This window comes from Hydrogenophaga sp. Root209 (assembly GCF_001428625.1).
Taxonomy (GTDB): domain Bacteria; phylum Pseudomonadota; class Gammaproteobacteria; order Burkholderiales; family Burkholderiaceae_C; genus Hydrogenophaga.
The window spans coordinates 125607-147142 of sequence record NZ_LMIE01000005.1 but is presented as its reverse complement, the minus strand read 5'-3'; the positions used below and the strand labels follow the sequence as shown (position 1 = coordinate 147142).

General features: G+C 66.0%; 22 protein-coding genes and 1 pseudogene. 14 read left to right on the top strand and 9 right to left on the bottom strand.

Annotated elements, in window-relative coordinates:
• Positions 1–35: 35 nt before the first annotated feature.
• From glgC to ASE11_RS05870, 7 genes are all read left to right on the top strand, one after another.
• On the top strand, positions 36–1301 hold the full coding sequence (glgC, locus tag ASE11_RS05900) for a glucose-1-phosphate adenylyltransferase (protein WP_056267813.1): 1266 nt from the start codon (positions 36–38) through the stop codon (positions 1299–1301).
• Positions 1292–2812 (top strand): glycogen synthase GlgA, encoded by a 1521-nt coding sequence (gene glgA / locus ASE11_RS05895; RefSeq protein ID WP_056267808.1) that lies wholly within the window; start codon positions 1292–1294, stop codon positions 2810–2812. Before glgC ends, glgA begins: the two co-directional genes overlap by 10 nt.
• Positions 2813–2868: 56 nt before the next feature.
• Positions 2869–5337, top strand: coding sequence for a glycogen/starch/alpha-glucan phosphorylase (locus ASE11_RS05890; protein WP_056267805.1), 2469 nt, complete (start codon positions 2869–2871; stop codon positions 5335–5337).
• 41 nt (positions 5338–5378) lie between these two features.
• Positions 5379–6845, top strand: a complete 1467-nt coding sequence (locus ASE11_RS05885) for a sensor histidine kinase (RefSeq protein ID WP_056267802.1) — start codon at positions 5379–5381, stop codon at positions 6843–6845.
• Positions 6842–7483, top strand: a complete 642-nt coding sequence (locus ASE11_RS05880) for a response regulator transcription factor (RefSeq protein ID WP_056267797.1) — start codon at positions 6842–6844, stop codon at positions 7481–7483. Before ASE11_RS05885 ends, ASE11_RS05880 begins: the two co-directional genes overlap by 4 nt.
• 104 nt (positions 7484–7587) lie before the next feature.
• Positions 7588–8079 (top strand): GlcG/HbpS family heme-binding protein, encoded by a 492-nt coding sequence (locus ASE11_RS05875; protein ID WP_056267794.1) that lies wholly within the window; start codon positions 7588–7590, stop codon positions 8077–8079.
• Entirely contained in the window at positions 8076–8756 is a 681-nt protein-coding gene (locus ASE11_RS05870) for an ankyrin repeat domain-containing protein (protein ID WP_056267789.1), read from the top strand. Before ASE11_RS05875 ends, ASE11_RS05870 begins: the two co-directional genes overlap by 4 nt.
• A 278-nt stretch (positions 8757–9034) precedes the next feature.
• Here ASE11_RS05870 and tyrS read toward each other — a convergent pair whose 3' ends face one another.
• Entirely contained in the window at positions 9035–10297 is a 1263-nt protein-coding gene (tyrS, locus tag ASE11_RS05865) for a tyrosine--tRNA ligase (protein ID WP_056267784.1), read from the bottom strand.
• Positions 10298–10497: 200 nt separating this feature from the next.
• On the opposite strand from tyrS, the gene ASE11_RS05860 reads away from it, so the two are divergent.
• On the top strand, positions 10498–11853 hold the full coding sequence (locus tag ASE11_RS05860; protein WP_056267781.1) for a M23 family metallopeptidase: 1356 nt from the start codon (positions 10498–10500) through the stop codon (positions 11851–11853).
• Between the two features lie 75 nt (positions 11854–11928).
• Here ASE11_RS05860 and erpA read toward each other — a convergent pair whose 3' ends face one another.
• The 5 genes from erpA to rplM form a co-directional block, all read right to left on the bottom strand.
• Complete coding sequence (erpA, locus tag ASE11_RS05855; protein ID WP_056267778.1) at positions 11929–12294, bottom strand: iron-sulfur cluster insertion protein ErpA; 366 nt, start codon at positions 12292–12294, stop codon at positions 11929–11931.
• 111 nt (positions 12295–12405) lie between these two features.
• A complete protein-coding gene (locus ASE11_RS05850; protein WP_056267774.1) occupies positions 12406–12804 on the bottom strand; it encodes a bactofilin family protein in 399 nt (132 codons plus the stop codon).
• 29 nt (positions 12805–12833) lie between these two features.
• Entirely contained in the window at positions 12834–13541 is a 708-nt protein-coding gene (locus ASE11_RS05845) for a DUF6776 family protein (protein ID WP_056267770.1), read from the bottom strand.
• 101 nt (positions 13542–13642) lie between these two features.
• Positions 13643–14035, bottom strand: a complete 393-nt coding sequence (gene rpsI / locus ASE11_RS05840) for a 30S ribosomal protein S9 (protein WP_056267767.1) — start codon at positions 14033–14035, stop codon at positions 13643–13645.
• Between the two features lie 12 nt (positions 14036–14047).
• Positions 14048–14479, bottom strand: a complete 432-nt coding sequence (gene rplM, locus ASE11_RS05835; RefSeq protein WP_056267763.1) for a 50S ribosomal protein L13 — start codon at positions 14477–14479, stop codon at positions 14048–14050.
• Between the two features lie 205 nt (positions 14480–14684).
• On the opposite strand from rplM, the gene ASE11_RS05830 reads away from it, so the two are divergent.
• A complete protein-coding gene (locus ASE11_RS05830) occupies positions 14685–15602 on the top strand; it encodes a 23S rRNA (adenine(2030)-N(6))-methyltransferase RlmJ (protein ID WP_056267760.1) in 918 nt (305 codons plus the stop codon).
• Positions 15603–15607: 5 nt separating this feature from the next.
• Here ASE11_RS05830 and ASE11_RS05825 read toward each other — a convergent pair whose 3' ends face one another.
• Complete coding sequence (locus ASE11_RS05825; protein ID WP_056267755.1) at positions 15608–16003, bottom strand: CAP domain-containing protein; 396 nt, start codon at positions 16001–16003, stop codon at positions 15608–15610.
• Between the two features lie 112 nt (positions 16004–16115).
• On the opposite strand from ASE11_RS05825, the gene paaA reads away from it, so the two are divergent.
• The 5 genes from paaA to ASE11_RS05800 are packed head-to-tail and all read left to right on the top strand — an operon-like array spanning position 16116 to position 19917.
• Positions 16116–17129, top strand: coding sequence for a 1,2-phenylacetyl-CoA epoxidase subunit PaaA (paaA, locus tag ASE11_RS05820; protein ID WP_056267752.1), 1014 nt, complete (start codon positions 16116–16118; stop codon positions 17127–17129).
• Positions 17126–17428 carry a 1,2-phenylacetyl-CoA epoxidase subunit PaaB gene (gene paaB, locus ASE11_RS05815; RefSeq protein WP_056267750.1) on the top strand — a complete coding sequence of 101 codons (303 nt, stop codon included), beginning with the start codon at positions 17126–17128 and terminating at the stop codon, positions 17426–17428. The genes paaA and paaB overlap by 4 nt, the downstream gene beginning before the upstream one ends.
• Positions 17428–18279 carry a 1,2-phenylacetyl-CoA epoxidase subunit PaaC gene (paaC, locus tag ASE11_RS05810; protein ID WP_056267745.1) on the top strand — a complete coding sequence of 284 codons (852 nt, stop codon included), beginning with the start codon at positions 17428–17430 and terminating at the stop codon, positions 18277–18279. The genes paaB and paaC overlap by 1 nt, the downstream gene beginning before the upstream one ends.
• 8 nt (positions 18280–18287) lie before the next feature.
• Positions 18288–18800, top strand: a complete 513-nt coding sequence (paaD, locus tag ASE11_RS05805; RefSeq protein ID WP_200959314.1) for a 1,2-phenylacetyl-CoA epoxidase subunit PaaD — start codon at positions 18288–18290, stop codon at positions 18798–18800.
• Between the two features lie 4 nt (positions 18801–18804).
• The gene (locus ASE11_RS05800; RefSeq protein WP_056267739.1) at positions 18805–19917 is read left to right on the top strand and encodes a 2Fe-2S iron-sulfur cluster-binding protein; all 1113 of its coding nucleotides are present in this window, start codon (positions 18805–18807) and stop codon (positions 19915–19917) included.
• Positions 19918–19926: 9 nt separating this feature from the next.
• Here ASE11_RS05800 and ASE11_RS05795 read toward each other — a convergent pair.
• Positions 19927–20429 (bottom strand): annotated as a pseudogene (locus tag ASE11_RS05795) (OmpW/AlkL family protein).
• A 6-nt stretch (positions 20430–20435) separates the two neighbouring features.
• On the bottom strand, positions 20436–21416 hold the full coding sequence (locus ASE11_RS05790; protein WP_056267736.1) for a Bug family tripartite tricarboxylate transporter substrate binding protein: 981 nt from the start codon (positions 21414–21416) through the stop codon (positions 20436–20438).
• Positions 21417–21536: the final 120 nt, after the last annotated feature.

Below are 21536 nucleotides of genomic sequence, written 5' to 3'. Positions count from 1 at the left end.
CAAGACGCACCCGTCACCCACCACCGGAGACAAGCATGGAAAAGACATCGCCCCAGCAACTCGCCAAACGCACCATCGCACTGGTGCTGGCGGGCGGACGCGGCTCGCGTCTGCACGCCCTCACCGACCGGCGCTCCAAACCCGCCGTGTACTTCGGCGGCAAGTTCCGCATCGTCGACTTCGCACTCTCCAACTGCCTGAACTCGGGTGTGCGCCGCATCGGTGTGCTCACCCAGTACAAGTCGCACAGCCTGTTGCGCCACCTGCAACGCGGCTGGAGCTTCCTGCGCAACGAGTTCAACGAATTCATCGACCTGCTGCCGGCCCAGCAGCGCATGGACGACCAGAGCTGGTACCTCGGCACGGCCGACGCGGTCTACCAGAACCTGGACATCCTGCGCGCGCACAAGCCGGAGTACATCCTGGTGCTCGCGGGCGACCACATCTACAAGATGGACTACGCCACCCTGATCGCCGACCACGTGGCGCTGGGAAAGAAGTGCACCGTGGCCTGCATCGAGGTGCCGCTGGCCGAAGCCACGGCCTTCGGCGTGATGGACATCGATGCACGACGCAACGTCGTGCGCTTCCTGGAGAAGCCGGCCCAGCCGCCCCACATGCCCGGCAAACCCGACACCGCACTGGCCAGCATGGGCGTGTATGTGTTCAACACCGAGCACCTGTTCGAAGCGCTGAAACGCGATGCGAGCAACCCTGGCTCCAGCCGCGATTTCGGCAAGGACATCATCCCGGCCATGGTAGCCGCCGGGGACGCCGTGGCGCACCCGTTCGGCATGTCGTGCGTGAAGAGCGCGTCCGAAGCGCCGGCCTACTGGCGCGACGTGGGCACGGTCGACGCCTACTGGGCCGCCAACCTCGACCTCACCAACACCATCCCCGAGCTCGACATGTACGACCGCGATTGGCCGATCTGGACCTACCAGGAGCAACTGCCGCCAGCCAAGTTCGTGTTCGACGACGACGGCCGCCGCGGCTGCGCGGTGGACTCGCTGGTCTCGGGCGGATGCATCATCTCGGGCGCACTGGTGCGCCGCTCGGTGCTGTTTTCGCGCGTGCGGGTGCACTCGTATGCGTCGGTGGAGGAGTCGGTCATCCTGCCCGAGGTCGACATCGGCCGCGGTTGCGAACTGCACAAGGTGGTGGTGGACAACGGCTGCGTGATCCCGCCGGGCATGAAGATCGGCGTGGACGCGGCCGAAGACACGCGCCGCTTCTTCCGCACGCCGTCCGGCGTGGTGCTGGTGACCCGCGAAATGCTGGAAAAACTCGAATGTCCCTGAAGGTTCTCTACGTCTGTTCCGAGGTGTTCCCGCTGCTCAAGACCGGCGGGCTGGCCGATGTGAGCGCGGGCCTGCCGCCCGCACTCCACGCCCTGGGCGCCGATGTGCGCCTGTTGTTGCCGGCCTTTCCCGGTGTGGTGGCTGGGGTCACGCCCGAAGGCCCCACGCTGCTGGTGCCGGCCGGGGGCAGCAGCGGCCTGCCCGCCGGCCTGGGTCCGCAGCCTGCCAGCGCCCACGGCCCCACACCGTGGCTGCGTGCCGGGCGCATCACCGACAGCGGCATGCCGGTGTGGCTGCTGCACGCGCCGGGCCTGTACGAGCGCAGCGGCAACCCCTACGTGGACGAGCACGGCCGGGCCTGGCCCGACAGCGCCGAGCAGTTCGCCTGGCTCGGCTGGGCCGCGGCCCTGCTGGGCACCGGCCTGGATGCCGGTTGGTTCCCCGATGTGGTGCATGGCCACGACTGGCACACCGGCCTGGCCTTCGCCTACCTGCGCGAACTCGCGCGCACCGCCGAGCACCGGCCGGCCACCGTGTTCACCGTGCACAACCTGGCTTACCAGGGCGTGTTCAACGCCGGCCTGCGCCCGCGCCTGGGCCTGCCCGACGGGCTCTTCCACCTGCAGGGGCTGGAGTTCCACGGCCAGATCAGCTTCATGAAGGCGGGGCTGAAATACAGCGACGCCATCACCACCGTGAGCCCGACCTACGCACGCGAGATCACCGGCGCCGAACAAGGCTGCGGGCTGGACGGCGTGCTGCGCCAGCGCCAGGCGCAGCTGCACGGCATCCTGAACGGTGTGGACGACGCGGTGTGGAACCCGCAGACCGACCCGCTGGTGCAACCCGGCTTCGACGCCGACCACCTGCAGGGCAAGGAACAGGCCAAGGCCCGCCTGCAACAGCGCATGGGTCTGGCGCCCCGGCCCGATGCGCTGCTGTTCTCGGTGGTCAGCCGCCTCACCGAACAGAAGGGATTGCACCTGCTGTCCGCCGTGGTGGACGAGCTGGTGCAGCGCGGCGGGCAACTCGCGGTGCTGGGCTCGGGCGACGCGGCCATCGAACAGGACCTGCGCGACTGCGCCCGGCGCCACCCCGGCCAGGTGGCGCTCACCGTGGGCTACGACGAAGCCCTGGCGCACAGCGTCATCGCAGGGGCCGACGTGATCCTGCTGCCCTCGCGTTTCGAGCCTTGCGGCCTGACCCAGCTCTACGGCCTGCGCTACGGCACGCTGCCACTGGTGCGCGCCGTCGGCGGGCTGGCCGACACCGTGGTCGATTGCAGCCTGGAGAACCTGGACGACGGCAGCGCCAGCGGTTTCGTCTTCCGCGAGCTGGAGATGAGCGGCTTGCTCTCGGCCATGCGCCGCGCCTTTGCGCTGCAGCGCCGTCCGGCCGACTGGCACGCCGTGCAGCGCCACGCCATGTCGCTGCGCTTCGGTTGGGATCATGCGGCCAGCGACTACCTGCGGGTCTATGCCTCGGTCATGCCGGCGCCGACCATCACCTGAGCGCCTGCACGTTTATTGCCATTGCCCTTCAGCACCCCAACGAACGCCCCAACGCCATGACCAACACGCAGCCCACCCCCGATCCCGTCCCGTTCGAATACGACCACCTGGACAACGGCGTGGACGCCTTGCGCAAGTCCATCGCCAACCGGTTGATCTACTCGGTCGGCCGCGACCCGCGTTCGGCCACCCAGCGCGATTGGCTCTTCGCCCTGTTCCACGCCGTGCGCGACCGCATGATGCACCGCTGGCGCGAGACCCTGGCCACCTCGCAGGACAGCGACGCCAAGCGCGTGTACTACCTGTCGATGGAGTTCCTCACCGGGCGCGCGCTGACCAACGCCCTGTTGTCGGTGGGCATCCTCGACGAGGCCCGCACCGCGTGCACCCAGCTCGGCGTGGACTTCGAAGCGCTGATCGACCTTGAGGCCGACGCCGGCCTGGGCAACGGCGGCCTGGGACGGCTGGCGGCCTGTTTCCTCGACTCCATGGCCACCGTGGGCATCCCCGGCATGGGTTACGGCATTCGCTACGACTACGGCATGTTCGCGCAGCGCATCGTCGATGGCCGCCAGGTGGAAGAGCCCGACTACTGGCTGGTCAACGGCAACCCCTGGGAGTTCATGCGCCCGGAGTTCAGCTACACGGTGCAGTTCGGCGGGCGCCTGGTGCAGGCCGATGGCCACGTGCGCTGGGTCGAGACCGACGATGTGATTGCCACCGCGTACGACTCGGGCGTGCCCGGCCACGAACTCAGCAGCGTGGCCACCATGCGGCTGTGGACCGCGCGCGCCACCAGCGGCATCAACCTCGACGCCTTCAACAAGGGCGACTACATGCGCGCGGTGGAGGCCAAGAACGAGTCGGAAAACGTCTCGCGCGTGCTCTACCCCGACGACAGCACCGACCACGGCAAGGAACTGCGCCTGCGCCAGGAGTATTTCTTCGTCAGCGCCTCGCTGCAGGACATCGTGCGCCGCTTCCTCAAGCACCAGGGCGACTTTGTGCTGTTCGCCGACCGCGTGGCGATCCACCTCAACGACACCCACCCCGCGCTGGCCGTGCCCGAGCTCATGCGCCTGCTGGTCGACGAGCAGGGCCTGGAGTGGGACACCGCCTGGGGCATCTGCAAACGCGTGTTCAGCTACACCAACCACACGTTGATGCAGGAAGCGCTGGAGACCTGGCCGGTGGAGTTGCTGGGCCGCCTGCTGCCGCGCCACCTGCGCATCATTTACGACCTCAACGCGATCTTCCTGGCCGAGGTGCACGAGCGCTTCCCCGGTGAAAACGACCTGCTGCGCCGGGTGTCGCTGATCGACGAACGCGGCCAGCGCCGCGTGCGCATGGCCTACCTCTCGGTGCTGGCCAGCCACAAGGTCAACGGTGTGTCGGCCCTGCACAGCCAGCTGATGGTGCAGACCATCTTTGCCGACTTCGCGCGGCTCTACCCCGAGCGCTTCTGCAACAAGACCAACGGCATCACGCCGCGGCGCTGGCTTTCGCAGGCCAACCGGCCTCTGGCGAGCCTGATCGACGCACGCATCGGCACCACCTGGCGGCGCAACCTGGATGAGCTCGAACAGCTGCGCCCGCTGGCCACCGACCCCGAATTCGTCAGCGCCTTCCAGGATGCCAAGGCGCAGAACAAACACCGGCTGGCCAAGCGCATCGCCACCGAGACCGGCGTGATCGTGAACCCGGCCAGCCTGTTCGACGTGCAGATCAAGCGCATGCACGAGTACAAGCGCCAACTGCTCAATGTGCTGCACGTGGTCACGCGCTACCAGCAGATCCTGGCGCACCCGCACGCCGACTGGGTGCCGCGCACGGTGGTGTTTGCCGGCAAGGCGGCTTCGGCCTATTTCATGGCCAAGCTGGTGATCAAGCTCATCAACGACGTGGCGCGTGTGGTCAACCACGACAAGCGCATCGGTGACAAGCTCAAGGTGGTGTTCATCCCCAACTACCGCGTGTCGCTGGCCGAGGTGATCATCCCCGCGGCCGATCTCTCCGAGCAGATCTCCACCGCCGGCACCGAGGCCTCGGGTACCGGCAACATGAAGTTCGCGCTCAACGGTGCGCTCACCATCGGCACCTGGGACGGCGCCAACATCGAGATCGCCGAACACGTGGGCCTGGAGCACATCTTCATCTTCGGCCACCGCACCGAGCAGGTGGCGGCCCTGCGCGCCAGCGGCTACAACCCGCGCCGCTACTACGACCACAACTACGACCTCAAGACCGCCATCGACCGCATCGCCGAGGGCGCCTTCAGCCCCGAGGAGCCCGCGCGTTTCCAGGACATCACGCGCACGCTATTGGAGTCCGACTACTACCTGCTGCTGGCCGACTACACCGACTACCTGGTCACGCAGCACAAGGTCGATACGCTCTACCGCAACCCGGGCGAATGGACGCGACACGCCATCATGAACGTGGCCGGCATGGGGCATTTTTCGTCCGACCGCACCATCCGCGAGTACGCCGACGAGATCTGGAACGTCAAACCCCTGTTCCCCTGAAACGGTGCCGCGCCGCGAAGGCGCGTGCCAGAATCCGCGGCATGCGGCAGCCCTGGCGTTTCTCGTGGTGGTGGGTGGTCGGCGGGGCGGTGATCGCCCTGGCCGGCGCGGCCGCCATCGCGCGCCAGTCGCTGGAACAGCAACGCGCCCTCTTCGAGACCGACGCACGCATCGTGCACCGGCTGCTGAGCCAGCAGGTGGTGCAGCACGACGCGATATTGGCCACGCTCGCACTGCTACAGCCCGCGCCCGCCGCACCCCACACCGGCTCCCCGGAGCAGCGCCTGCCCGCGCTCTACCCGCGCATCCTCTCGGTGCAGCGCAGCGACGCCACCACCCCGTGGACCGACCCCGGGCTGGCCGAGGCCGAACGCCTGTCGCGCCAGAGCGGCCGCGCCGCGCTCGCGCCGCTGGACCTGCAGAGCGGCCGCTACCGGCTGGTGCTCGCCTCGGAGCCCGCCAGCTACGCGCTCACCATCGACCTGCAGGCCCTGGTGCCGTGGACGGAGTGGCCGATGGCGGCAGAGACCAGCGCGGTGCGGGTCGAGCTGGTGCTGGCGGGACAACACCACCCGATCCAGCCCGGGCGGCTTCAGGCCGGCTCGCGCTTCGCATTCCACAAGGTGGTGGCCGCCGAGAGCCAGCCTTTCGACGTGGTCGCCACACAAACCGTGGGCTGGCGCCAGTTGCCCTGGGCCCGCATGCTGGCCTGGACGCTCGCGGTGGCCGCATTGCTGGCGGCGGTGCGGCACCTGCAGCGCCAGCGCATGGCGCGCCGCCGCGCCGAAGAGCTGCTGCGTCTGGGTCAGGTGGCGCGGTTGAACACGCTGGGCGAACTCGCCGCCGGCATGGCGCACGAACTCAACCAACCCCTGACCGCGGTGCTGGCCAACACCCAGGCCGCGCAGCGCCTGCTGGATGACGACCCACCCGAACTGGCCACCGCGCGTGCTGCCATGGCGCAGGCCGCGGCGCAGGCCCGCCGCGCCGCCGAGGTGGTGGGCCGGCTGCGCCGCGCGGTGGAGCGTCCCGACAGCGCCGGACAGCGCCAGTCCGTCGATGCGGTGGACGCCGTGCGCCGCGCACTCCATCTGCTGGAACCCGAGTGCCAGCGCCGGGGTGTGGCGCCGGCGTTGGACGGCGCACCCGCGCTCGACGTGATGGCCGATCCGGTGGCGCTCGACCAGATCGTGCACAACCTGATCGTCAACGCGCTGCAGGCCCTGGAGCAGGTGCCCGCCGCGCAGCGCCGGCTCACGCTCACCTTGCGCACGGTCGATGGTCTGGGCGAACTCGCGGTGGCTGACAACGGACCAGGCATCGCGCCCGAGGTGTTGCCGCGCCTGTTCGAGCCGTTCTTCTCCACGCGCGAAGGCGGTCTGGGCCTGGGGCTGAGCCTGTGCGAGACGCTGGCCAGCAGCATGGGTGGCTCGCTCTCGGCCGCCAACGCAACCACCGGTGGCGCGGTGTTCCGATTGCGACTGCCTTTGGCGGGAGACGCAGCGTGAGCACCGACACCCTCTCCCCCACCGTGCACCTGATCGACGACGACCAAGCCGTGCGCGACAGCCTGGCCCTGCTGATCGGCACCGTGGGCCTGCGCGTGCAGCCCTGGAGCGACCCGCAGGCCTTTCTGAGCACCTTCGACCGCGAAGCCATCGGCGCCATCGTGCTCGACGTGCGCATGCCCGGCATCAGCGGGCTGGCCGTGCTTGACACGCTGGTGGCGCAGGGCGTGGACCAGCCGGTGATCATGCTCACCGGCCACGGCACGGTGGACATGTGCCGCCGCGCTTTCAAGGCGGGCGCAGCCGAGTTCCTGGAAAAGCCGGTGAACGACGAGGCCCTGCTCGAAGCGCTGCAGAACGCTGTGCGCCAACATGTGCGTTCGCGCCAGCGCTACCAGGCCGACCGCGCGGCGCGTGAGCGCTATGCGCAACTCTCCGAGCGCGAGCGTGAGGTGCTGGGCCTGATCGTCGAGGGCCTGACCAACAAGGAGATCGGCCGCGCGCTGGGCCTCTCGCCACGCACGGTGGAAACCCACCGCGCCAACCTGTTTGCCAAGCTGCAGGCGCCGTCGCTGGCGCAGCTGATCCGCCACTACGCCGCGCTGGTTGACGCGGATGGCGCCAACGGCACCGCGTAGTTCTACGGAGGGCCGCGCGTAGCTGTCCGAATGGTGGTTTGCCGCGCGAATTTTTACAGTTCTCCCACGGTTGATCGAACCGTTCAACACCACCGGAGAACACCATGACCTTCCTTGCAAAGACGTCCTTCCTCGCCATGACCCTGATCGCCACCGCCGCCAGCGCCCAGGCCGTGCGCGTGGAGAAAAACATGTCGCTGGACCTGGCCAACCAGATCGCCGCCGCCACCGTCGCGTCGTGCAGCGCTGGCGGCTACAACGTGACGGCCGCCGTGGTGGATCGCGCCGGCACCCTGCGGGCCCTGCAGCGCGCCGACAACGCCGGCCCGCACACCCTGGCAGCCGCGCAAGGCAAGGCCTACACCTCGGCTTCGGCGCGCAACACCACAGGCGCCATGCTGGAGAACGTGCAGAAGAATCCCGGTGCCGCGACGCTGGTGGACATTCCGGGCTTCCTGGTGCTGGGCGGCGGTGTGCCGGTGAAGGTGGGCAACGAGGTCATCGGCGCGGTGGGTGTGGGCGGTGCGCCCGGTGGTCATCTGGACGAGCAATGCGCGAACGCGGGCATTGCCAAGGTGGCCGAGCTGCTGAAATGAAGACGCTGCTGCTGGTTCTTGCACTGGCGTTCAATGGTGCAACTGCTCAAGCCCAGGTCGCCCCCAGCGCGACCGAAGCGGCGACCTACACCGGGATGCACGCAGCGGCCCTCCAAGATGATGCAGCAAAGATCGCGCGCGTGGTGGCGGGTGGCGCGGCGGTGAACGCCACCGACACGCACGGCCGCACGCCGCTGCACGTGGCCACCTTTGCTCGCCAACGCGATGCGATTGCTGCCCTGGTCAAGGCGGGTGCCGACATCAACCGGCTCGAGAACGACCGCTACGACGCGGTGACGATCGCCTCGGTCGCCGACGATGAGGAAACGTTGCGTGTGTTGCTGCGCCTGGGTGCGAGCGCGAAGCAGACCACCAGCCGCTACGACGGCACCGCCCTCATCGCCGCGGCGCATCTCGGCCACGATGGCGTGGTGCGCCAATTGATCGCTGCCGGTGCACCGCTGGACCATGTGAACAACCTGCATTGGACGGCCGCGATCGAGGCCGTTGTGTTGGGCGATGGCGGCCCGCGCCACCAGGCCACCCTCAAGGCCTTGATCGATGCGGGTGCGAACCTGCAACTGGCGGATCGGCATGGTCAGACGCCGCTGGCTTTGGCGCGGTCGCGTGGTTACTCGGCGATGGTTTTGATGTTGGAGAAGGCTGGGGGCCGGTAGCTTCTTCGCTGGCCGAACCGGGGCGGACAGCTCCGCGAATGTCCTCCGTCGGCCTGGGGCCGCCTCCCCCTTTATTTCGCTGCGCCGTCCACCCCGATTCAGCCAGCAGCCAACATCTCAGCACGCCAACGTCGGTGTGCCCACATCTCGTCAGATCGGAGCGGCACGGCGCTCTGCGCAGCGAAATCAAGGAGGAGGGGCCGCAGGCCCCGGGGGACATTCGCGGAGCAGAGCGCCGTGCCGCTCCGATCCCGCGAGGTCAATGAACGAAACGGAAGTCAGGCAAGCGAAACCCGAGCAAACTTCCGCTTCCCCACCTGCACCACAAACGTCCCCGCAGGCAGCTTCAAGCCCTTGTCGCTGATCACAGCCCCATCCACACGCACACCACCGCCCTCGATCAATCGGTTGGCCTCGCTGGTGGAAGGTGCCAGGCCCGACGACTTCAACAACGAACCAATGCCCATCGGCGCGCCCGACAAAGACACCTCGGGAATCTCGTCCGGCACACCGCCCTTGCTGCGGTTGATGAAGTCCTGCTCGGCCGCATCGGCCGCGGCAGCGCTGTGGAACCGTGTGGTGATTTCCTTGGCCAGCGCCACCTTCGCGTCCTTCGGGTTCGCACCCTGGGCAATCGCCTGCTTCAACGACTCGATGTGCGCCAGCGACTGGAACGACAGCAGCGTGTACCAGCGCCACATCAACGTGTCGGAAATGCTCAGCACCTTGGCGAACATCGAGTTCGCGGTCTCTGTGATGCCGATGTAGTTGTTCTTGCTCTTGGACATCTTGTCCACACCGTCGAGACCTTCGAGCAGCGGCATCGTCAGGATGCATTGCGGCTCCTGGCCGTATTCGGCCTGCAGGTGCCGGCCCATCAGCAGGTTGAACTTCTGGTCGGTGCCGCCCAACTCCAGATCGCTCTTGAGCGCCACCGAGTCGTAGCCTTGCATCAGCGGGTACAGGAACTCGTGCACGCTGATCGGTGTGCCGGCCTTGAAGCGGTCGTGGAAATCGTTGCGCTCCATCATGCGCGCCACCGTGTACTTGGCCGCCAGCTGGATCATGCCCATCGAGCCCAGCGGCAGGCTCCATTCGCTGTTGTAGCGGATCTCGGTGCGCGCCGGGTCCAGCACCAGGCTGGCCTGCTTGTAGTAGGTCTCGGCGTTGGCCTGGATCTGCTCGGTGGTGAGTGGAGGACGTGTGTTGTTGCGGCCCGAGGGGTCGCCGATCAGGCTGGTGAAGTCACCAATGAGAAAGATCACCTGATGCCCCAGGTCCTGCAACTGGCGCATCTTGTTGAGCACCACCGTGTGGCCGATGTGAATGTCGGGCGCCGTCGGGTCCAGCCCCAACTTGATGCGCAAGGGCTGCCCGCTCTTCTCCGACTGTGACAATTTTTTGACCCAGTCGGCCTGAGGGATCAATTCTTCGCACCCTCTGAGTGTCACGCTCAAGGCATTTTTCACACCGTCTGTCAGTACGCTCTCAACAGGAGGGTTTTGGTGAGTACTTTGTGCTTCTTGGGTGCTGGGTTTCATACGCGTTTTCTCAGATGCGGGCTACATGGCGCTGGCTATACTTCGCGCCGAGTGACGGATTTTAGTTGGCGCGTTTTTTGCACATCTCAGACCCAGCTCATCGCCTCGGCACATTTCATGTGAACTTGTTCCGGCTGGGCCTGTCAGCCTGTGTGTGCCATCCAACGGACCGTTGGAACTTTTCCCAGGAAACAACGATTTTGATCCGCTCGCTGCTCCACTCGCTGACCCAGGTCACCGACGCCACCCGTCAGAGCCTCGCCAGGCACCCCCGCCGCATCATGGGCGGCATCGGCGCGTTGCTGCTGGGCACTGGCGTCACCGCCTTCGGTATCGCGCCGCTCGCACCCGACGCCTCCAACCTCCCCGTGCGCCAGATCGTCGAAACCCTCGACCCCTCCGCATTCGCTTCTGCAGGCCTGCTCGGTGCCCCCGCCACCGACTTCGTGCTGTTCCGCAGCGAAATGACGCGGCGCGACGACACGGCGCAAAGCCTGTTGCAGCGTCTGGGCGTTGTCGACTCCGAAGCTCAGGGTTTCCTGCGCAACGACCCCACGGCCCGCCAGTTGCTGCAAGGCCGCGCTGGTCGCCTGGTGAGCGTTGAAACCAACGACCGCCAGGAACTGCAACGCCTGACCTCGCGCTGGCTCGCCGGCGACGACCGCAAGTTCTCCCGCCTGGTGATCGAGAACAGCCCCCAGGGCTTCAAGTCACGGCTCGAAACCGGCGACCTCACCGCTTCGGCCCGCCTGGCCAGTGGCGTGATCCGCAGCTCCCTGTTCGCCGCCACCGACGCGGCCAACATCCCCGACCCAGTCGCCGTGCAACTGGCCGAGATGTTCTCCAGCGATATCGACTTCCGCCGCGACCTGCGCCAGGGCGACCGCTTCAGCGTGGTTTATGAAAGCCTGGAGGCCGATGGCGAGAGCATGCGCACCGGCCGTGTGCTCAGCGCCGAGTTCGTCAACAACGGCCGCAAGCACGAAGGCGTGTGGTTTGAAGAACCCGGCCAGCGCGGCGCCTACTATGGCTTCAATGGCGAGAGCTCACGCAAGTTCTACCTGTCTTCCCCGCTGGAGTTCTCACGCGTGAGCAGCGGCTATGGCATGCGCTTTCACCCCATCACGGGAGGGCGCAGGGCCCACATGGGCGTGGACTATGCCGCGCCCACCGGCACGCCGGTGCGCACCATCGGCGACGGCGTGGTCGAATTCGCCGGCGTGCAGCGCGGCTATGGCAACGTGATCTACATTCGCCACCGCAGCAACCAGACCACGGTATTCGCCCACCTGAGCCGCATTGGCGTGCGCCAGGGCCAGAAGGTCAGCCAGGGCGACTGGATTGGCGCCGTGGGTTCCACCGGTGCATCCACCGGCCCACACCTGCATTTCGAGTTCCGCGACAACGGCGTTCATCAAGATCCCCTGGCCATCGCTCGCCAGAGCGAGTCCATTCCAATCAATCCGTCGGCCCGTGCCCGCTTCGATGCCGTGGCCCAACTGCAGCGGGTGCAGCTCAACGCCGCAGCCAGCGTTCAGCAGGCCAGCGCCGAATAGGCCAGCAACACGCAGGCAACAAAAAAGGGGAGCTTGAAGCTCCCCTTTTTTGTTGCCGCGAATGGCTTGGGCGAATCAGACGCTGAAGCTGGACCCGCAACCGCAAGTGCTGTTGGCGTTGGGGTTCTTGATCACGAACTGCGCGCCTTCCAAGTCTTCCTTGTAGTCAATCTCGGCGCCCACCAGGTACTGGTAGCTCATGGCGTCGATCAACAGCGACACGCCATTCTTGGTCATGGTGGTGTCGTCTTCGTTGGTCACTTCGTCGAAGGTGAAACCGTACTGGAAGCCGGAGCATCCGCCGCCCTGCACGAACACGCGCAGCTTCAGGTCGGGGTTGCCTTCTTCAGCCACCAACTCCGCCACCTTGGCGGCGGCGCTGTCGGTGAACACCAGCGGCGCCGGCATTTCAGTCTGGATGTTTTCTGCCACTGCACTCATGGATGACCTCTTGGGATGATGTGGCCCTCAATCAGGTCCACGGAGAAAGACCGGGCGCACTGCGCTCCGGAAGATGAGAAAGATACTAAATCAAATCGCTCGGAAATGCGCTCAACCGTTGTTTGCCGCCAGTTTCAGTGTGGGTTTGTCCTCCAAACCGCCAACCATGGGCTTGAGCTGACCGGTGATGGTGGCGCCTTGGTGCATTTCAAGCGCCTTGTACGACACGTCTCCCTCGATGCGCGCCTTGGGCTGCAGCTCCAGCAGTTCGAACGCCTGCACCGGGCCCTTGACGTGGCCATTGATGATCACGTGATCGGCCAGGATCTGGCCGGTGATCACCGCCACCTCGCTGATCACCAGAATACTGGGGTGCTCGTCGCTGGCACGGATATCGCCGACCACTTCGCCATCGACACGCAGCCCGTCGTGGAACAAGACGTTGCCCTCGATGCGCGTGCCTTGGGCGATCAGGCTCTTGATGGGGGGCTGTTTCTTCTTGCCGAACATGGGCTTCTCCGAACGACGTATCGCTGCTGCTACAGCTGGAATGTTTGTACCGACCGCACCAAGCTTCCTTGAAGAATCTTGGCCGTCACGTTTTTTACCATGGCCTGCGCGGGCACGTCGACGATGCCTTCGAGGCGCAGATAGCCTTTGATCAACACGGGCTGCGGCACGGGCGCCTGCGCCAGCGACCAGGGCTTGCCGTCAAGCGTACCGGTGAAAGTGATTGCAAGTGCGCCCTTGAAGTCCGGTGCATTCTTGGTGGCTTGCATCATGAGCGCCTGCCACCGCCACTGGGTGTCGGACACGCGCTCGGCCTGCAGACTGCGAATGCTCAAGGCATCTCCGCCCGAACCCGGGATCAGGCGCTCGAAGAAACCGAGATCGGTGCGCAGCAGTTCATTGTCGGCTTCGAGCTGGCGGATGCGCATGGCCAGCTGTTCTTGCAGGCTGCGCTCGGTGGTGAGCAGACTCTCGGAGGTGTTGGCCACCGACTGAGCGTTGAGCAGTTCGACACGCAAGGCTTGCACTTCGGAACGCAGCTGGGTGAGCTCCTGCTTGGACGCTCGATCCAGGCCGGCGATGTCGCGACCAAACTCGAACGCCCACATGGCCAGCGATCCGGAAAAGCCGAGCACCACCGCACCGAGCAGCCAGCGAAACGGCCACGGCAACGCGCTGCGCACCGCCATACGCGGCGCGCTGACGGTGAGTTTTCTGCGCAGAAGCCGAAACCGCATGCAAACCTTTCAAAATGAAAGCAAACGCAACCCAGTCCCAGAAAGCAAAAACCGCCCCAAGTTCGACTTGAAGGCGGCTTTTGCAGTTGAGGCCAGACAGATTAGCGTTTGCTGAACTGCTTGCGACGACGCGCAGAGCGCAGACCGACTTTTTTCCGTTCCACTTCGCGGGCATCGCGCGTCACGAAACCGGCTTGCGACAGGCCCGGCTTGAGCGTGGCGTCGTAGTCGATCAGGGCGCGGGTGATGCCGTGGCGCACGGCGCCAGCTTGACCGGATTCGCCACCACCGTGCACGTTGACCTGGATGTCGAACGTCTCGGCGTGGTTGGTCAGCAGCAGGGGCTGCTTGGCGATCATGATGGAGGTTTCACGGCCGAAGTAGGCCTGAATGTCCTTGCCATTGACCGTGATGTGGCCGCTGCCTTTTTTCAGGAAAACACGGGCGACGCTGGATTTGCGACGGCCGGTTCCATTGTTCCATTCACCAATCATCTCAAGGCTCCTTTAGAGTTCCAGCACTTGCGGCTGTTGGGCGGTGTGCGGGTGCTCTGCACCGCCGTACACCTTGAGCTTCTTGATCATGGCGTAACCGAGCGGGCCTTTGGGCAGCATGCCCTTGACGGCCTTTTCGAGTGCGCGGCCAGGGTGCTTGGCCTGCATGTCGCGGAAGTTGGTGCCATAAATACCGCCGGGGTAACCCGAGTGGCGGTAGTACACCTTGTCGAGGGCTTTGTTGCCCGTGACGCGGATCTTGGCTGCGTTGATGATGACGATGAAGTCACCGGTATCGACGTGAGGCGTATAAATGGCCTTGTGTTTGCCGCGCAAACGGAGAGCAACTTCACTGGCTACTCGTCCGAGGACCTTGTCGGTCGCGTCAATCACAAACCACTCGTGCGTCACGTCAGCGGGTTTTGCGCTGAACGTTTTGGTCATGAGTTTTCTCTTGAAGAGGTGGTTTGGCGGCTCTTTTCCACGGTCGGTCGTTCTCTGACGGAACGCTCTTAGGTGGGTTTTGGATACTTCGCCGCGGAGCCAGCAGTTCGCTGCGAAGCCTTCGATTGTACGAAATTACCGCCCTGCATGGCAAATCGTTCGCGCCGGGGGTCTGGCGATGTGGCCAAACGGCTACCATCCGTGCATGTTCAGCTATCGCCATGCCTTCCACGCCGGCAACCACGCCGACGTGCTCAAGCACACCACCCTCATCGCCACGCTGCGCCATCTGATGCAGAAAGAGGCCGGCATCACCTTGGTCGATACCCATGCCGGCGCCGGTCTGTACCGTCTGGATGGCGACTACACCGAGACCGGGGGCGAGGCCAAGGACGGCGTGGTCAAGCTGATGGCGGCCCTTCGAGCCGCCGACCAGCCACCGGCCAAGGACGTGTCGCCCGCGATCGACGACTATCTCGACATCATCGCGGGCTTCAACCCCTCCGGCGCGTTGCGCGTCTACCCCGGCTCGCCCTTCGTGATGCAGCAGCTCATGCGGACCGAATCGCGCGACCGGCTCAAGCTGTTTGAACTGCACCCCACCGACAGCAAGACACTGGCCGCCAACATCGCCCAACTCGACGCCGGGCGGCAGATTGCGGTAGCGCGCGAAGACGGCTTTGAGGGCCTGCGCCCCCTGCTGCCGCCACCGCCGTCTGCCACCGGCTCCAAACGCGCCGTGGTGCTGATCGACCCGAGTTACGAGATCAAGAGCGATTACGGGAAAGTGAGCGCCTGCATACAAGAAGCCATCAAACGGTTTCCGACCGGCACCTACCTGGTCTGGTACCCGGTGATTCCGCGACCCGAGGCCCACGATTTGCCGCGCCGGCTCAAGACGCTGGCCAATCAAGCGCAGAAGCCGTGGCTCAACGCCGCGCTGGCCATCGGCCAGGACCCGACGCACGGTCCTGAAGACCGGCCCGGATTGACCGCCAGCGGCATGTTCGTGATCAACCCGCCCCACACGCTCAAGGCCGTGTTGCAGACGGCCTTGCCTCAGTTGCTGGCACACCTGGGCCGTGGTCGCGGCAAGTCACAAACCCTGGAATCGGGCGGCTGAAGCGATCACTGCGGACGGCCCAGCGCCATGGTCCAGTAACGACCATAGGTACGTCCCGGCTGCTGCACCCAGCTCACGCCCACCTCCCGGAACTCGGGTCGCATGGTGTTCGCGCAATGGCCCGGACTGGCCAGCCAACTGCCCATCACCGTCGACACGGCGGTTTGCCCTGCGGCGATGTTCTCCCCCACCCAGGACCATGCGCAGCCTTCGTGGGCAACGCGCTGTGCCGGGTTGCGACCATCCAGACCGATGTGGGAAAAGTAGTTTCTGGTCGCCGTGTCGCGCGAATGGCGCGCAGCGGCGGAAAACAGGCGGTCGTTCCAGGTCAGGAGTGCGGTGGCCGCCATCGCGGCACTGCCGCAGGTGCGGGCCACCGAGCGCGCCGCATTGATCTGCATCGGTGCGGTGCGGAGACACGTTGAATTTGTGCAGGAAAATTAGCCGACCGATCGGTCGGCTAATTGGATATACTGCAATCCACGCGCCCGGCCCGTGGCGCAGGAGACGCGCATGTACACCCAGTCGTTCAACGTTCCGGATGCCGACACCAAAGCCGGCAACCCGCTCAAGTCGGTGCCACACGATCCCGCCCTGCAGGCGCACTTTGACGCCGTGATCGACGCCGACGGCAAGATCGAACCGCGCGACTGGATGCCCGATGCGTACCGCAAGACGCTGGTGCGCCAGATCAGCCAGCACGCGCACAGCGAGATCGTGGGCATGCTGCCCGAGGGCAACTGGATCAGCCGCGCACCGAGTCTCAAGCGCAAGACCATCCTGGTGGCCAAGGTGCAGGACGAAGGTGGCCATGGCCTGTACCTCTACAGCGCGGCCGAAACCCTGGGCACCAGCCGCGACCAAATGTTCGATGCCTTGCACTCGGGCAAGGCCAAGTACAGCTCGATCTTCAACTACCCCACCCTGACCTGGGCCGACGTCGGCGTGGTCGGCTGGCTGGTGGACGGCGCGGCGATCATGAACCAGATACCGCTGTGCCGTTGCAGCTTCGGCCCCTACGCGCGCGCCATGATCCGCGTCTGCAAGGAAGAGAGCTTCCACCAGCGCCAGGGCTTCGAGTCGCTGATGGCCATGATGCAGGGCACGGCCGAGCAGAAGGCCATGGTGCAGGACGCGGTGAACCGCTGGTGGTGGAAGTGCCTGGCCATGTTCGGCCCGCCCGACGCCGACAGCCCCAACAGCGTGCAGGGCATGCGCTGGGGCATCAAGCGCATTTCCAACGACGACCTGCGCCAGAAATTTGTGGACGCAACCGTGCCGCAGGCCGAGGTGCTGGGCGTCACCCTGCCCGACCCCGAACTGAAATGGAACGAGGCACGCGGCCACCACGACTACGGACAGATCGACTGGGACGAGTTCTGGGCCGTGGTCAATGGCGATGGCCCCTGCAACAAGGAACGCCTGGCCACGCGCGTGAAGGCCTGGAGCGACGGCCAGTGGGTGCGTGACGCGGCCCTGGCCCATGCGGCCAAACAACAGGCACGCGCCATGAAGGAGGCCGCATGAGCACACCGAACACTTCACTGAAGGAATGGCCCCTGTGGGAGGTCTTCGTGCGCAGCAAGCAGGGTCTGGAACACAAGCACTGCGGCAGCCTGCACGCCAGCGACGCGCCCCACGCACTGCAGATGGCGCGGGACGTCTACACACGCCGGCAGGAAGGCGTGAGCATCTGGGTCGTGCCGTCCAACAGCATCACGGCCAGCGAGCCCGACAGCAAGGACAGCTTCTTCGATCCGGCGGCCGACAAGGTGTACCGCCATCCCACGTTCTACGAGATCCCCGACAAAGTGGGGCACATGTGATGGTGTCGGCTCCTACCCACGCACCAGTGAACTACCTGCTGCACCTGGCCGACAACGCCTTGGTGCTCGGCCAGCGCAACGCCGAGTGGTGCGGCCACGGGCCCGTGCTGGAAGAAGACCTTGCCCTGGCCAACAACAGCCTCGATCTGCTCGGCCAGGCCCGCATGCTGTACCAGCACGCCGCCGCGCTCATCAACGACGATGCCGACCTCGCGCAGCGCTTCCAGCATCTGCAGGGTGCACGCTCCGATGGCCGCGTGACCGAGGACACGCTGGCCTATTTCCGTGACACCGCCGAGTTCCGCAACCTCACGCTGCTGGAGCTGCCGCACAGCGGGCCTCTGGCCAGCACGGCGTCGGGCGACCGCGACTACGCCACCACCATCGCCCGCAACTTCCTCTACAGCGCGCTCATGGTGCTGGTGTGGGACAGGCTGCAGACCTCGGCCGACGCGCACCTGGCCGCCATCGCCGCCAAGTCGCTGAAGGAGGTGCGCTACCACCTGCGCCACGCCAGCGACTGGCTGGTGCGCTTTGGCGACGGCACCGACGAATCGCACGCACGCGCGCAAGCCGCGCTCAACCACCTGCTGCCCTACTGCCAGGAATTCTGGATCGGCAGCGAGGCCGAAACGCAGGCGGTGAACAGCGGCACGGGCGTCGATGTGGCCGCCCTCAAAGCCGACTGGGACGCGCTGGTGGACGACACCGTGAACGAGGCCACGCTCAAGCGCCCGGCCGTGCAAGGCTACGTGCCGCAGGGCAAGCTGGGTGTGCATTCGGAACACATGGGCTTCCTGCTCGCGGAGATGCAGAGCCTGGCGCGCGCGCATCCGCAAGCGGTCTGGTGAGCAGCACCATGACTATGGCCGCCGTTCACGACCACGCCGATATCTGGGCCGCGCTCGCCGACCTGAGCGACCCCGAAATTCCAGTGGTCAACCTGAGCGAACTGGGCATCCTGCGCGAGGTGCGTCAAGGGTGCGACGGCACACCCGAGGTGGTGATCACGCCCACCTACAGTGGCTGCCCGGCCATGGGCCAGATCGAGGACGATGTGCGCGCCGCCTTGGTAAAGGCCGGCATCAGCGCGCGCGTGGTCACGCAACTCGCGCCGGCCTGGACGACCGACTGGATGAGCGAGGTCGCGCGCGAGAAGCTGCGCGCCTATGGCATCGCGCCGCCACAGTGCGGCAGCAGCACCAACGTGCTGAAGTTTTCTCGCCAGGCCCTGCAACGTGTGGACGTGCCCTGCCCGCAATGCGGCTCCACCCACACCACCGAGACCTCCCCCTTCGGCTCGACAGCATGCAAGTCCATGTACCGCTGCCTCGACTGCCTCGAACCCTTCGACTATTTCAAACCCTATTGATGCCATGAGCACCGCACCCCGCTTCCACGAGCTGCCCATCGCCCGCATCAGCCCCGAGGCCGCTGGCGCGGTGGCCATCACCCTGACCATCCCGCCCGAGCAGCACGCGGCGTTTGCGTTCGAGCCCGGCCAGTTCCTCACTGTGCGCGCCACCATTGGCGGGCAGGACGTGCGACGCAGCTATTCCATCAGCAGCCCACGCAGCCTGCTCACGCAACGCGGTGAGCTCACGCTGGGCATCCGGCCGGTGGACGGCGGCGTGTTTTCCAACTGGGCCGCCAGCGAGCTGAAGGCCGGCGACACACTGAAGGTGATGCCGCCGGACGGCCGCTTCACCGTGCAAAAGCCTCGCGCGCTGCACCGTGTGGGCTTCGCAGCGGGGTCGGGCATCACGCCCATCCTCTCGCTCATGGCCAGCACGCTCGAAGAATCGCCACAGGCCAAATTCACCTTGGTCTATGGCAACCGCCGCATGGACAGCGTGATGTTCAACGAAGCGCTGCAGGACCTGAAGGACCGCTACGCCGGGCGGCTCACGCTGATCCACATCCTCTCGCGGCAGGCGCAGGAGGTGCCGCTGCTCGAAGGCCGCATCGACGGCGACAAAGTGCGAGCGCTCATTGCCACGCTGCTGCCGGTGGCCAGCATGGACGAGGTGTTCATCTGCGGGCCCGAAGCCATGATTGAAGCGACCGAGAAAGCCTTGCTCGATGCAGGCGTTCGTCCCGACCGCGTGCACACCGAGCGTTTCACTTCGCCCACGCTCGAAGCCTTGACGGCCGAAGCGCGCAGGGCAGCGGTGCTCGGTCATGCCGATGCGGCCGTGCGCACCGAGGGCGACGTGGCGCTCACCGTGCTGCTCGACGGCAAGCCACACGAACTGCGCATGAACCGCAACGAGCGCGTGCTCGACGTGGCACTCAATGCCGGGCTCGACCTGCCCTGGTCGTGCCGAGGGGGCGTGTGCTGCACCTGCCGCGCCAAGGTGGTGGAGGGCTCGGTGGCAATGGAGAAGAACTACACGCTGGAGCCCTGGGAAACCGACAAGGGTTTCGTGCTGAGCTGCCAGGCGCGCCCCACGAGCGAACGCCTGGTGATCAGCTACGACGAGCGCTGAAGCGCCGCTTCAGAAGCACCAGCCCAGCCCCACACCGACCAGCACTGGATCGACCTTGAAAGTGCCTATGTTGGTGCCGCCAGCGATCACGTCGGTCTTGATGTAGACCTTCTTCACATCGACGTTGAGTACAGGTTTTTGGACAGAGGGAAGTCAACACCCGCCTGGAAGGCCAGACCCGCGCCCACGTAGGGCTTGATGCCGCTGCTGTGGTTGACGTGGTACTGCAGCGTCAGCGTGGGCGGCAGGTGCGTCAAGTTACCGATCTGCGCGGCGCCGGCGTACACGCGATGCTTTTGCGGCACGGTCAACACCAGCTCGACGGCCAGATTGGGGCTGAAGAAATCGGTGAAGTCGACTTCGGGCAGCGTCTTGTTGTTGATCGACAGCTTCAGGCCGGTGCTGTCCTTGTTGGCGCTGTCCAGGTGAACAGCGCGAGCGCGCGCCAGCAGCGAGCCCGCGGTGAAGTCTTGCGCAATGGCCGCGCCCTCAGGCGGTGGGCTGGCCGGCAACGCCGCTCAGGAAGGCTTGACGTTGCCGACCCGGACCACCTCGGCCCAACGCGGAATCTCGCGCGCGATCAACGCCGCAAAATCCTGCGGCTTCGACGGCATGGGCGTGGCACCTTCGCGGGTGAGCGGCTCCAGCACATCGGGATGGACCAGCGCCGCGTTGATTTCGGCGTTGAGCCGCGCGACCAGCTCGGGCGCCATGCCAGCCGGGCCGACCACGCCGTACCACTGATCGGCCTCGAAGCCGGGGTAACCGCTCTCGGCGACCGTGGGCACGTTGGGCAGGATGGGCAGGCGCTGCGGGCTGGACACCGCCAACGCACGCAGACGCCCGCCCTGCACGTGCTGCAACACGGCCGGGGCACCGGTGAAGGTGCAATCGACGCGTCCACCGATCACATCGGTGATCGAGGGCGCCGTGCCGCGGTAAGGGATGTGCAGCATGAACATGCCCGCGCGCTGCTTGAGGTATTCGAAGGCTATGTGGGCGGCGCTGCCGTTGCCGCCCGACGCGTGCGTGAGCTGGCCGGGCTGTGCCTTGGCACGCTCAATCAATTGTTTCAACGTGGTGATGGGCAGCGACGAGTTGATCACCAGCACGTTGGGCACGCGAGCCACCCAGGCGATCGGTGCAAAACTCTTTTGCGGGTCGTAGGCCAGGCTGGGGTAAATCGCCGGGTTGACGGCCAGCGTGCCGGTGTGGCCCATGAGCAAGGTCGCGCCATTGGGCGCAGAGCGCGCGACATCGGTCGCTCCGAGCGACCCACCGGCCCCCGGCTTGTTGTCGATCACCACGGTCACACCGAGCGCGGCGGCCAGCCGGGGTTGCAAGGCGCGGGCCAGGATGTCGGGCGAACCACCGGGCGGGAACGGCACCACCAGCCGGATGGTGCGGGGCAGGGTCTGGGCCCGCAGCGCGGGCGCCGCCACGCTGGCTGCCGCAGCCAACAGCACGGTGCGGCGGGTCAATGAAGAAGGAGAGTGCATGCGATTTCCTGATGCGGGGGCGCGCAGCGTGCTCGCCGCTGACTTGCCCGGAGGTGGCTTTCCAGTATCGCCACCGTGTTGACCGCTCGGGCTGCAATTGCCCACATCAGCCTGCCGTAT